Raw genomic sequence first — 13313 nt, 5'->3', positions numbered from 1 at the left:
ATTATAAAACAACAGGAGGCTTCCTATGGTTGCTGCAATTGCTCTTCTTCCATTACTTGGTGTTATAGCGGCTATTTTTTGGGGGTTGAATATGTACTACACACTCGTTCCTAACTGGTTAATTCCAGTAGTGTGCGTCGTGGTAGTCGCCTCAATATTCCAAATTAAGGTGACATACAAAGAACTAAATGAATCGGAAATAGATAGTTTTATTGGGCGGTTCTTGTTCTCAATACATCGAACAGTTCGACAGTATATGAGAGCGGCATTTATGCCAGTTGTACCTGATTTTAGTTTTGTAAAACAAACCCTCAATATCATGACGAAACGAAAAGATGATGAATAAGAAATTAATGTTAGCTGTAATGTTGAGCGCCTCCCTTTTCGGTTGTGCTCAAAATGATAGTCTTGATCCAGTATTTGGTTTTACTGGTGAATATGGTGCTGGTGGTACAAGAATCCCTAATAATCCAGCATACTTAGTTGATCCTGGGTTAACTACTGAAACTGAACTATTTAAGATATTCGGTGAGCCCCAACTAACCCAAAGTTTCCCATGGGGTAGAGTAGTTACTTATAGATATTGGGAAAATAAAATTGGGTTGCCGATGTATGAAGAGTATGTTGACTTTGTTTTTAACGATAGAGGTTTCCTTGATAAGGTGGCAACCTATTCTCAAAGGGGCTCTAAGCGGGTTGAAACAAATCAATCCAAAATGATAGAGAGAGAAGAAGAGTGTCCAAGTCACTACACAGTGTGCCAGTCATACGAAAACTTCAGTCATTAGAATCCTCACTTCATGCGTTTGCTCACTCCTTAGAGCAAACGTACTTTAACGTTCAGTTAAACAATCCCTCTGACATCAAACCAATTAAAGCGGTCATTAGAGCTATAACGGCGATCACTTACGATGAATACCAATCAGGACGAGAGTTAAACCAGTTACCTGGAGTGGTCTTCATTCCTGAAGATGTAGTTCCCAAATTACTAGAAGTAAATCATGCCAAAAAGGCATTTTCAGACGCTGTAAAAGAAGCTAAGGCCTCGAGTAAATGCAAAAGCAATACTGCCGCATTGAATTATGTAAGAAAATTATTAACAGAGATAGGCATGCAAAGGGTTCACTTTAAACAATGTGAACGCTTGCTGGTGGTAGAAGAGGCGCTACCTAAAAAAATAGTTTTTTATAACGAATCAAAAGGGTGGGGTAACCAAAAGAAATACTCAAAAGAAGAAGCGCTTGAGTTAGCTAAAGAAATCATTGATAACGGTTCTGATAGCTTTGACATCGTTTCTAAGAAAATTGCAGAGATTTCTGATTCGGAGTTTCTTGTGCACCGGACGCCAAGTCCAACAAGTATTAAAGCGAACATCACTAGATATGTACCAGGAGTGGGAGAGAAAAGTCATTCAAGAGTTGCTTCGTTACCAATATTTGTTGTAACTACCGATATGGATTCAGCGAGAACGGTACTCATTGGTTCTATGGTTTCGATTGAGTCTACCCCAAAGTCTAAAAGACTGGGGTCTAGTAAAGCTCGTAGTAAGTTTGAAGAGCAACCCTATATCTCAACTTTGCGTCTATATCGATATAAGCCCGAATATAGATAGAAAAATTTACAAACCAATCTATAATATATGATATTAAATTGGAGGGTTAGAGATGCACAAGCGTAGAGATAATTTGCAAAAGACGATACTCATTGTTTGGTTTCTGTGTTCTAGCATTGTACTTGGGATTCAGCTATTACCTAGCCCAATTGATAATGCAAGTGCAAGTCAGATAGAGTCAAAAGCCGGAAATCTGGAGCCAGATGACAGCCTGATCAATCTGGATACAATTCTTACCTATATGCCTACCGAAGTACCTCATTCCAGAAATAAACAGTAGCTATAAAATGATTTAATATGGTATTAAATACCATTGACAAACACTTTGCTCAACTATAATATATAACAAAACAGAGCGAGGTAGTTATGGTTACAATAGCTAGCAATAACAGCAATCCTTCACCTAAAAGCGTGGCTCTTGCTGCTGCTTTAGGGCAAATTGAAAAACAATTTGGCAAGGGTGCTGTGCAAAGCCTTGGGGGCGAAGCAACAACTAACAATCTTGACATCGTATCTACAGGCTCACCTAAGCTTGATAAAGCTTTAGGAGTGGGCGGGTTAGCGCGAGGTCGTATTCATGAAATTTTTGGCCCGGAGAGCTCCGGAAAGTCGACATTGGCATTGGAAGTCATTGCTGAAGCACAAAAGAAAGAAAGTATTTGTGCCTTCATTGATGTTGAGCATGCGCTTGATCCTGGATATGCCAAATTAATTGGCGTTAATAGCGAAGAATTGTATGTTTCGCAGCCCAATAGTGCGGAGGAAGCTCTGTCTATTGCAGAAACTCTTGCTCTATCGGGAGCAGTAGACATTATTGTTATCGATAGTGTCGCAGCAATGTGTCCTAAAATGGAGTTAGAAGGAGAGATGGGGGCAGCTAGTATGGGCCTTCATTCGAGGTTAATGTCGCAAGCATGCCGGAAGCTAACAGGTATTCTAAAGAAAACGAATACCATGGCTATTTTCATAAACCAAATTCGTTTTAAAATTGGTGGTTTTGGAAACCCTGAGACAACAACAGGTGGAAATGCTTTAAAGTTCTACGCTACAACGCGAATTGATATTCGCAGAACGGGGAGCTATAAAGTCACCGATTGTACAATGGGTAATGAAACCAGGATTAAGGTTGTCAAAAACAAACTTGCCCCTCCATTTAAACAAGCTGAAACCAAAATATTGTTTGGTAAGGGTTTCGATTACTACGGTGAAGTTCTTGATTTAGGCTTAGATGCTCGAATTATAGACAAACGTGGTACTTGGTACCTTTACAAAAACCTTAAGCTTGGGCAGGGCAGATTGTCAGCGACAGAGGCCTTAGAAAACGACAAAGTCCTTCTTGAAGAGATATTATCTCGGATTAATTAGATTAAGGTATGTTGCGGGAAAACCGCAACATAAAGGCATAATGTTATTTAGTGACTTTCAGAAAAATCTAGACAAATTACCTTTTGATGAATTGCAATCACGGAGAAAGGGGCAGTCTGTACGCTCATTAGCTTATTTTCTTGGCTCAAATGAAGTCGCGATTCAAAAGTACAAAAATAATCCCGACGAACCTGTAAAGGAATCGCATATTCGATGCGTTGATTTTCTTTTGAAAATGCCAAAAGAGCAACAGATCCACATTCTATCTCAGAGTGTAAACAATCCTATCTTAAGCGTTACAGAGTCACAGCGCTGTAAAGTGAAGCATTATGATGCTCTGGAGAGTCGTCTCCTGAAGCTGGGTATGTCGAAGTTAGGGGTGTATTCATTATTGGGTACTCGTAATAGCGTTGTGGATAACGCACGAAAAAAAGGCGCCATGTCAAAAGGCTTGGCAGCGATCGTTGGGTTAACGAGTCGATTTAGTAATGATGAGCTCTTGGAACTAGCTGTCGAATACGAGACATCTGAGCGAAAATTGCCCGCTTTGAAAGAAAAGCTTATGAAAAAGCATTCTAAGTCCTCAACTTAACGACAAAAGTTGAACTGCAAGCTCAAAACGTGAATCTGGATAAGGATAATCTGAGAGCAATCAATAAACTAGCGAAATCGCTGGTTTATTTAGAAAACTAATCTATGTCATTTACGTATAAAAAAAAGGATTTGAAGTGAAAAACTACTTAGCACTCTCGATTTTAGTAGTCCTATCTGGCTGTGGTGGTGGCGGAGAAGGTGGTGGCACCAATAGCAGTAGTGGCGATAAGTCACTTGTACTTACTGTAACAGATCCAACTCAATCACTAGTGGAGAATGGGGAGTCAATAACCGTCCAATTAGAAACAAACTCAAAATCAGATAACTACACTCTTACTGTAAGAGATCCACAGTCGGTTCTCAATCAAATTCCTCTAAGTGAATATGAAAAAAATATTCATTGGTCTGTAAATAAATCGAATTTAATTCTTTCAGCAGATGAATTACTTAAGTCTTCAGGTGATTTGAGCCTCACACTGACACTTGAAGATGGCAGCGAGCAAATATCTACGAACTTTAGCCTTGATATTGTTAACACAAGTCTTAATGAGCGTCTTGAAGTCGCTTCAACGTACATCGATAACAGTGAAGAGATTAAGCAGTTTTCGGAGCTACAATCACTCCAACATGCTTATGAAAAGGTTTTTTTATTGATGGGTCATGGTCAGCTCCCATTTACACCCGAATTTGATGAGCAGGTATACCTGGACAAACTAAACGACATCAAGTTGGCAGTAAGCAAGGTGCATAATGGTGGTATAGAGACTCTACTTGTTAATCCATTATCAAGTTTTGAATCTGAACTAAACGCAAGCGCTAAACAATACATAGATCATCTGAACAAGATTGCCGCAAAAGAGAATAGCCTGAGTGTACTCCCAGCAGTGGATTTCAATGCCTCTTCGACAGGCTATTCATTCTTTAAAGGTAATGTGAACTACGGTCAGTTTACTGAACTGTCAGTTTTCAAGTTCAACCCTGAATTTCAGTTTGTTGAAAATTTAACTGACCCTACTTACGGCAATTGCAGCATTTAAGGACAAATAGAATGAACAAAATCACCCTATCTCTACTAATTAGCGCTGCAGTTTTTAACGGTTATGCTCATGCGAACATTGCAGAACCTATCTTATTTAAAGGAGTCGATCCTTTAGCGATGTCAGACTCAACTGGTTACCACCAGTCACAGTTAAATACCTATTGGGCAGACCAAGACTTACTTAAAGGGGCGAATAGTATTTCTAAGGCCAGAGATACTGCAAAAACCAATAACGTGACACGTGTGGGTGTTATAGATGGAGGCTTTTTAAATACTCCAGAGCTTCCTTTTGTTGATGGATATAGTTTTATCGGAACTGAAGGTTACACAGCAAATTTTGACACACCGATATCTGACCGTGGTGAACACTGCGATATAGGTCATGGCAATATGGTTGCATCACTAATTGGTGCCAACCCTCAAGGGGATGGCGTAAAAGGTGTAGCTGATGTTGAATTGGTTGCAGCTCGAGCACTGAAATGTAGTGAAGCAAAAGTTGAAGACTTAACTGCTGCAATCAAGTGGCTGAGTGGACAAGAGGTTCCTGGTGTACCGCTAATTTCAGAGCCAGTTGATGTTATAAATATGTCGTTAACGTTGCGGAACACAATGTGTGGTGGTGACGTTCAAGACGCGATTCGAGTAGCGCAAGATAAGGGGATTACTTTTGTGGCAGCGCAAGGGAATCGAGGCGTTAATTATGAAACAGGGTTACCAAAAGATTGTCCCGGTGTGATCGGAGTAGGCTCAAACCAATTAGATGGATATAAGTCTGGGTTTTCTAACTTTGATGTTAACGTAGACATTGTTGCTTATGGTGACCGCCTCTCATTGCCGACAATCGTTGATTCGAATAATGATGGAGCTTTGGACTACACCGAAACGGCTGGAACGAGTCTTTCGACACCTCTAGTAACGGGCACAATTGCACTAATGCTCAACGAAAGTCCCGATTTAACTCCTACAGAAATCATTACCATTCTTAAACAATCGACAGGCAAACCAATGGTCGGTGAAGCGGGAAGTGGTTTTCTTAATTATTCTTGTGACAATGGATATTGCGGCTATGGTGTTTTGAATGCATATGAGGCAATGCTTCAAATGAGAAAGTTGTCAGAGGAAGGGGTAGCGTTAAAAAGTCCACTAGCTGGTGAGTGTGATGTAGAGTTTTACTTAGATACTCTCGGTGGTTCTATTGATGTTTGTTCAATGGGGGAGTTTAAGTTAAATGATCATGTCACTAGCGATAACACCAAAATAGAAGTTTATAAAGTTTCAAGCCTTGATTCATTAGATGTGGCAGGTGCTGAATTAGTTACAGACACTACAAATGGAAAACTTATGCTTCCAAATGTGGGTAATGAGCTCTTTGCCTACCGTATGTGTGAAAAGAACTTCGTTGATGAGTACCATTGCTTTAGCGATGAATTAACGCCACTAACGGTTTCTAATCTCGAAAAACCTCACCAATGTAATCTCTAGAAACTGAAATCTAACTAATTGATAAACCCTGGATATTTTCCGGGGTTTATTATATATGATAGTTGACTGCTTTTTGTTTTGCTGTCACAATATACCATATTAAAACGGCTTTGGGGGCAGAATGAAACCAACGTTAGAACAACAAAACGTCATATACAAACCTGTTAGGCTTGCTGTGATCAAAGCGCTTGCAGGAACTGGTAAAACTACATTATTTAGATTGTTCGCGAATGCATATCCAGAGCTAAGAATGCTCTATATTACTTATAATCGTCCGATCGCAGATGCCGCTAATTTACCTCCCAATTGTCTATCACTCACTGGCCATCAGTTAGCATATCAATTCGTAGGAAAATACTACCGCCACAAGTTTGCAGAAAACCTCAGCATGGGGCTGATTAGAAAGCACCTCAGGTGCGACTGGTCCATCGCAAACGGGACTATGGTTACTTTAGAAAACTATTTTTGTAGTGAAGACCAAGAAATAGAAAAAAAACACGCTCCATACAACCCCAAAAATAAAAAATCATTGGATATTCAAGAGCAGCTAGTTTCTAGTGCCAAGCAAATCTGGAATGAAATGCAGTTATTGGAAAGTCCGGTTCCCATGACGCACGATGGTTACCTAAAAGGTTTCTCTATTGCCCAAGTAGATTTGAGCGAGCATTTTGATGTGCTACTTGTAGATGAGGGGCAAGACCTTAACCCTGCAGTGAGAGCTTTTATGAAAGCTCAAACTAATATGAGAGTCTATGTATGTGGCGATGAGTCGCAACAAATTTATCGTTATCGCGGTGCCGAAGATGCACTGAAAGTTCAAGAAAATAGTGGAGCCGAAGTTTTCTCATTAACCCAGTCATTTCGCTTCAATGAACAGGTTGCTACATATGCCAATGCCTTTCTGAACCAACTTGGTGTTCATGAACGGCTTAAGGGGACCGATAATGGCATTATCGAGTCTGTTTTAACTTCAGAAAACGATTTAGATGAAAATCTCCAGATAGCCTATATCAACCGTACGATCGTATTAACGATTGAAGTCGCGATAGAAGCTGACGAACGTGGCAAGAGCATTTACTGGACTGGAGGTTTTAATAACTATCCATTTAACGAGCTCTTTGATTTACTCTACTTGAAGCTAGAGCAGTACGATAAAATACGCTCACGTGACTTTAAGCGTGATTTTACTACATTCGAAGATTTCGTAGAAGTTGCAAAAAAAACGAAAAACATCGATATGGCTAGAATCCTCAGACTTGTCTCTAAATATGATACTGGTTTGTTTGATATTTATGAGAACTTGAAGCGTTCTAAAGTGGATAATATTGAGGCTGCTGAAGTTGTCGTAGGAACTTGCCACAGAACGAAAGGCCTAGAGTTTGACCAGGTGGTGCTAGGGGATGATTTTTGTGACCAATTGAAATTAATCGAGCGTACAGAAGACGAAATTCGAGATGAGTTGAATCTAATGTATGTCGCCATCACAAGAGCCAAGTTACGATTCGTAGAATCCCATCCGTTTCATTCTGTACAACGTTGCTCACAAAACATTTTTGAACTGGCAAGAGAGTTTCAAAAGAACAAAAGAAGTAGCTCAGGCCGTTTTAAAAAGAGACGCCAATCATAATTCTATCGAGATGAGTAAATTAGGAGAAGTAAGTAAATGGCACTATTTGACAGAGAAACGAGAGAGTTGATAGAAAAGTTGATCAATCAGGTTGATGTTGATCTTCGAACCGATTTTAGTATAGGTATCATTTCTAGTGAAAATGAATATACATCTGTCCTAACTGCAGAAATTCGTAATAGGATTAATGCTAGGCTACCGTTAAAATCAGCTGCATTTTCACAGAAGTTGAAATCAAATGAAGAGCAAGCATGGGGCGTTGATGCTTGTGTTTTATTGATTGATTATGACAAGGGAGTCGGGAAACTATGTTTGTTTGAAGCAAAAAGTGATCGGCCAAATTGGGACTATCTGAAACCTAATTATCAACCACCTATCTCTCACTTTTCATCTCAGATAGCCCGTCAGGTAGCACCTAACAAACAAGGATTTGTTGTATGGGAGCAGTTTTATTCCAGCAAACCAAATGGTACACCTATAGGTGACCGAAATCCTAAGGGGTCTACCTGTATTCTCCATCATCTTGCATTCTACCATAATGGTACACCTCCTAATCCGAAAGTTTGGACTGATAATGATATTGATACCCTTGCTCGTGAGTGGCAAAAGGTATCCACAATGGGGGGCCTAGTAAATACGGTTTGCAAATGCAAATTGGGCAAAAGTTTCGATGTTAGTAAACTAGAAGAATTACTCAGTGAACGTATACCTGTGAGGCATATTTTGTTTTTAGAAGGGGGCCGGGCTGTCACAGAAAAAGATAGCTATCATTCTATTGCAAAACAATATCAGGAAAGGTTCCCAGACTATAAAGAGAGCACTGGTAGGCAGTAAGTGCTGATTTATTACTTGGTTTTTTTATCTTAGGTGATTGCTATAACAAGAGCATAATGATTGAAATTCCCTCAATTAGTTAAGTAGACTCGCAAAGTGTAATTCGAACTTTTCCAAATTAGTCAGTTGGTCTTCTCACTTAATGACCAACTGACTAAAAAATAATATGGACTGGATGGCATAGCTTTTGGGGTGCGTTCAGCGTTAGACCTGATTACCTAAGCTTACTGAGCCCGGCACCTAAATGAGAGCCTACTTGTCTTAACTTTTCCTCTTGTTCATGTACCGTGATTTCCAACAACTCACGTTCATTTTCAAGCATGTTGATTCTGTCTTGGCAGTCTTCTACAGCATCGTCATACCCATAGCCGTACATCCTTGCCCCAGTCACTCTGATTAAACCGACTAGCTTTTCTTGTTCGTCGATGTACTTCTCATACTCAGTACTTTGATTATTTACTAAACCCATATTCCCTCCGCTTCATTTCTCTTAGCCTTGTTCGCCCTTGCTCATCGCCAAAAGCCATATCAAACAACTCTCTGGGCGCGAGCTCTTGTACAGTAACTTGTGGTTCTTGACCTGTCTCAAGTTTAGACGTTCGCTTTCCCTTAAAGGGGAGCACATTTGATTTCATTAGTTCTCCTTAAATTGCAATGATTTACCTTGAATGAATGAAACCAATTTATCTTATGGAAAAGCCGTGGACAGTAGCACAAACGCATTAATTCTTGACCTTGACAATTCGTTGAGATTATGGGTGTGAAATGTGTCTGTGATATACATAGATTCCATTAAACAGAACATATTGAATATAAAGAATTAATTTCCAGTTTGGTGTTAGAAAAGTCATAACCTAACGGATCAGTAACTCGATAGGAGTCATTGAAAAAAAAGGTAAATTAGATTAGGTTTGAACTTGTTTTTTTGTTGGAAGTGTAGGTTGTGTCTAGAGAGCTAATTGCCGGATTTAAAAGAAGTTCAGAAAGCAGTTGTTGTGACTTTATTTGCCAAGAGGCTTACAGAGAAGCAATATGCGAGCTTTATCCTGAAGATGTAGCAATTTATAAACAAGCATACGGTCTTCTTCTGGATGCATCTAAAACATGTTTAGAAAGGGTTGAGCTTGAAACTGCATTCTCAGTAAGTGACATAGAACCAGACAAGATCATCGATGGTCCTTTTCATGCATTTGTGTTTAGCGACTATTATTTTGATCTAAACCATTCCGATCGATTTTGGGTTAAAGATATCACTCTGTGTTTACAGCATGAAGTAGAAAGGGCATTAGAGGCTGAGAATTGGGAGGGTGAGAATTTAGAGCAAGAGCTGCAAACAATATCACCTGATTTGGTTAGCATTGCTCAGATGATTGATGAGCAATTTGTCACCGCATTGTCTCCTATTCGAGAATATAAAAACACCTTTTATCACAGGTATTCGCCAACACTTTTCTTTAGTATTTATGATTATAGAGAAGCCTTGCACTACTTCCACCTCCCTTTTGAGAAAAAGAGTGAAGGGCTTTGTTTTTACAGTGCGCCATATACGCTTCATCAGTTCTATCGTGAGTCTTTTGGTTTGGATAACTCTACCAGAAAAAAACTGGTTCCAAAGGAAGCTTTATCTCGGACGTTAGCAAATGAGGAAAGACAATTTACAGTTGAAGAAGAGCACCTCTCTGCTTGGATGGCTCTTGAGTTTTGCGGTTCATCAGACAAAGTGGAACTTATTGATTGGGTCAATATGAGTGTTGATGTTTCTAGGCCTCTTTCCGACAATGAGATAAAGTGGGTAACGGCATGGTTTAAACAATCCCTATATGCCTCTCAAGCAAATAATATCCGAGCTGAAATACAATGCGCTACTTCAATAGAAGAGATTATTAATCTAAACAAGCTGCTAGAATCTATCGGGGGCAGGAAAATAGATGAAACAATAAGTTTGTATCAGTCCAACAACCTTAATTCTCCTCCACGCAGTAAGATTAAAAACTACCTTTGTGGAATGATTTTACACCAAGACCGTTCAATCAACCCTAAAAAACTAACCTACACGGAGTTGGAACAAAACCTCGCTGCTGAACTTTCTGACCTAGGGTATGGCATTGGCTTTTCCGATGAGAGCATTCGTCGCGGATTTAAACTGTATAAAGAAATGATTGAAAAGCAGAAAAAGCGTTACCTTAATGCTTAAACTCGTAATAGGGCAGAAGCAATATAGAACAACCTGTCAGATTTTATCACCCTCAGGAGACCAAACTGACAGATTGCATTCTCACTAATTCACACAACCCAATACATTCAGATACACTTAACCTCAAGTAGCTCATTAAAATCGCTGAAATAATTCTCCAGCTCTAGCAACTTTACATTCCCTGGTCGCTCTGAGTACCGCTTTGTACGTGCTCCAAATTCTATTGTTCCTTTCCCAAAGCGCGTATTAATGCAGTCGATTGCTTTGCTTAATTTATGGTTATTAACATCATGTTCAAATAGATCTGCTTGCTTGTGCTCTGCGTCGATTAAACTAGTAAGGCCAACTCCAACTTTATAAATGCGCGTTTTTGTCGGTTGAGTAGGAATAAGGTCACCCTGAATAGCTCTCAACGTCTTTAGACCTACAGAGGTATCGCATACACCGTAACTTAAGTGTATGCTCCGGCTAGCCTTAAACTGCTCCTGAGGATCGTCATGTATGGATGTGGACACAAATGCTGTTATAGCCAGGGCTTCTGATTTTTGCGCTCGTAACTTAAAAAATGCTTCTGCAAGGTGAAGAGATAATTCCGACATTATGGACTCCCTTGATTGTAAGCGGTCCCGGTATGAGCTGGTGGACCAAATTTGTTGCTTCTTAGGTCGTGTGTCGTTCCAATTGTAGACAGGTGTGCCATTTAACTCATGGACCGTGTTGGCGACGGAAATCGAAAAGGCTTTTTGCATTTTTTTAGGATCTTGGCGAGCTAAATCTAACGCGCTATAAATGCCCATATGAGAAAAGTGTTTAGATAGCTTCCTGCCTACGTTCCAAACCTCTGAAACAGGTACCTTTTCTAATGTCTGAATCAAATTGTCTTTACTAATGACAAATACACCGTTACTACCCTGAAGTTTTTTGGCTGCAAACGAAGCCAGTTTTGAAAGAGTTAAACTAGGACCAATCCCGACTCCTGTAGGAACCCCCGTTGTTTTCCAAATGTGTTCACGCCAACGCCAAGCTTCGCTTTCCAGGTCAATGCCATTCTTCAGTAGCTCCGTAGTCTCCACCCAAGATTCATCGACGCTGTAATGAAAAATGGGTAGCCCCTCGGAAACATCTATAAGTGATTGCTTAAAGTTCCTAGATATCTGCCCTAAGGTATTAAAATTACACTTAAATATTGCGCCATGATGCATGGCAACTTTAGAGTCGATTTCCCAAATAGGAGAGAACTTGGGTATCCCAAATTCCTTTATATTTGCTCCGGCAATACTAATACCTTGGCCTGCTGACACGAGTACTGGTTTCCCTTTTAAACCAGGATGAAATTGAGCACTACTGTGCGCATAAAATCCCGTTCCGTCTATTAGTGCGAATGATTTAACGGCCACGAAGTTCTCTCCGGTAAATTCGGATAGCCATAGAGACACAGCCGTAAATGCGAATTTCGTCACTTGATGATAGATAAACAGATCTGAACTTTGGGTTGTCGCTGTATGCTTTTTTCAGTCTTTTGTTCAACCTCTTACATACCAATTCACCATTTAAAGCCATGATAACGGGATGATCTTCTTTAAATGAGAGGCTGCGGTTAAGGAGTAGCAAATCTCCGTTATCAATGATTGGTAACATAGACTTACCGTTTGCACGCATCAATACACATGTATGTTGTTGCTCAGGAGGTATTAATAACTCATGAAGGTCGAACTCTTTCAATGAGTTATGTATAGGTATCGAATGGCCTTTTCTGTACCAATGAAAACGAGCAGATACAACGCCTTGAACTACAATATCTTCTTGCTTTTGTATCTCTTGAAATGACACAAGAGCGTTTTCGCCAAGGTATTCAACCAAAATACAGTCGTTTGCTTCAGGTTGTAGGCTTGAGTCAACAAGCAGGTAATCGCCATCTGAAATACCGAAGTAAGGTACATCTTGATGAGCAACAGTTAATTTGGTTGCGCTAGGATGATGAACTAGCTGTTTTGACAATGACAGGGATTTACGGACACTCCCGCTTGTTGGGTCTTCAAAGCCTGTTATGCCGCAATTTATTGACTGATCAAATATTTGTAAAACACCCATTTTAAAAACACGTCTGACTGCTGTATGTATATACAGTAATTATATATCCAGCTATGTACTGGTGCAATGTAAGGAAGAGCATGAGCTATTGGGATGGTTAGATGGCCTGGTGCACATCTGTGAACCATAGGTTTTTGAGTATACGATTCATGAGCAAGGAGAGACACTGTAATTGCACTATAGATTCGAGTAGTAAGGTATAAGCCCGGTGGTATGGTAAGGTTTTGTAGCACCATAATGCAGCGTTAAAAGAGAAAATGGAGGCTTCATTGAGCGTAAAAAAAGACAATCACTTTTTACCTGAGATGTATCTAAAAAATTGGTGCAACGAGCAGGGTAAGGTATTCCACTATAGGAAAGTTGTTCAACACGAGAATGTGCCATTATGGAAGGACTACTATCCATCAGCGATCGGTTACCATACACATTAAAGCAACTCAGTGGTCTGAGATGAATAGTATCGATATCATAAATT

13 protein-coding genes are annotated in these 13313 nt (G+C 39.9%); 10 read left to right on the top strand and 3 right to left on the bottom strand.

The annotated features are described in order from the left end of the window. The first annotated feature begins 25 nt into the window (after nucleotides 1–25). The 9 genes from R7044_RS19195 to R7044_RS19155 all read left to right on the top strand — a co-directional run bounded on the left by R7044_RS19195 (nucleotide 26) and on the right by R7044_RS19155 (nucleotide 8553). Nucleotides 26–346, top strand: a complete 321-nt coding sequence (locus R7044_RS19195) for a hypothetical protein (RefSeq protein WP_025633960.1) — start codon at nucleotides 26–28, stop codon at nucleotides 344–346. After that, nucleotides 336–788, top strand: a complete 453-nt coding sequence (locus R7044_RS19190; RefSeq protein ID WP_138058892.1) for a hypothetical protein — start codon at nucleotides 336–338, stop codon at nucleotides 786–788. Before R7044_RS19195 ends, R7044_RS19190 begins: the two co-directional genes overlap by 11 nt. Beyond that, nucleotides 737–1612: a hypothetical protein gene (locus tag R7044_RS19185; protein ID WP_138058891.1), complete on the top strand. Its 876-nt coding sequence runs from the start codon at nucleotides 737–739 to the stop codon at nucleotides 1610–1612. Before R7044_RS19190 ends, R7044_RS19185 begins: the two co-directional genes overlap by 52 nt. Nucleotides 1613–1978: 366 nt before the next feature. Next, nucleotides 1979–2977: a recombinase RecA gene (gene recA / locus R7044_RS19180; RefSeq protein ID WP_044129452.1), complete on the top strand. Its 999-nt coding sequence runs from the start codon at nucleotides 1979–1981 to the stop codon at nucleotides 2975–2977. Between the two features lie 40 nt (nucleotides 2978–3017). Next, the gene (locus R7044_RS19175) at nucleotides 3018–3569 is read left to right on the top strand and encodes a hypothetical protein (protein ID WP_025633965.1); all 552 of its coding nucleotides are present in this window, start codon (nucleotides 3018–3020) and stop codon (nucleotides 3567–3569) included. Between the two features lie 136 nt (nucleotides 3570–3705). Then, the gene (locus R7044_RS19170; protein WP_025633967.1) at nucleotides 3706–4608 is read left to right on the top strand and encodes a hypothetical protein; all 903 of its coding nucleotides are present in this window, start codon (nucleotides 3706–3708) and stop codon (nucleotides 4606–4608) included. A gap of 11 nt (nucleotides 4609–4619) precedes the next feature. After that, nucleotides 4620–6092, top strand: coding sequence for a S8 family peptidase (locus tag R7044_RS19165; RefSeq protein ID WP_077202322.1), 1473 nt, complete (start codon nucleotides 4620–4622; stop codon nucleotides 6090–6092). Between the two features lie 121 nt (nucleotides 6093–6213). Then, nucleotides 6214–7719: a 3'-5' exonuclease gene (locus R7044_RS19160; RefSeq protein ID WP_025633969.1), complete on the top strand. Its 1506-nt coding sequence runs from the start codon at nucleotides 6214–6216 to the stop codon at nucleotides 7717–7719. Nucleotides 7720–7755: 36 nt separating this feature from the next. After that, nucleotides 7756–8553: a hypothetical protein gene (locus tag R7044_RS19155; RefSeq protein ID WP_025633971.1), complete on the top strand. Its 798-nt coding sequence runs from the start codon at nucleotides 7756–7758 to the stop codon at nucleotides 8551–8553. A gap of 214 nt (nucleotides 8554–8767) precedes the next feature. Here R7044_RS19155 and R7044_RS19150 read toward each other — a convergent pair whose 3' ends face one another. Then, on the bottom strand, nucleotides 8768–9022 hold the full coding sequence (locus R7044_RS19150; protein WP_203347291.1) for a hypothetical protein: 255 nt from the start codon (nucleotides 9020–9022) through the stop codon (nucleotides 8768–8770). Nucleotides 9023–9496: 474 nt separating this feature from the next. On the opposite strand from R7044_RS19150, the gene R7044_RS19145 reads away from it, so the two are divergent. Continuing rightward, nucleotides 9497–10747, top strand: coding sequence for a hypothetical protein (locus R7044_RS19145; RefSeq protein ID WP_025633975.1), 1251 nt, complete (start codon nucleotides 9497–9499; stop codon nucleotides 10745–10747). A gap of 107 nt (nucleotides 10748–10854) precedes the next feature. Here R7044_RS19145 and R7044_RS19140 read toward each other — a convergent pair whose 3' ends face one another. After that, a complete protein-coding gene (locus R7044_RS19140) occupies nucleotides 10855–12144 on the bottom strand; it encodes a hypothetical protein (protein WP_025633977.1) in 1290 nt (429 codons plus the stop codon). Further along, nucleotides 12134–12838: a S24 family peptidase gene (locus R7044_RS19135; protein ID WP_054574980.1), complete on the bottom strand. Its 705-nt coding sequence runs from the start codon at nucleotides 12836–12838 to the stop codon at nucleotides 12134–12136. The genes R7044_RS19140 and R7044_RS19135 overlap by 11 nt, the downstream gene beginning before the upstream one ends. Nucleotides 12839–13313: the final 475 nt, after the last annotated feature.

The sequence above is a fragment of the Vibrio sp. 1402 genome (assembly GCF_033340275.1).
Note: the sequence above shows the minus strand (reverse complement) of the source record. Positions and strands in the feature narration are given on the sequence as shown.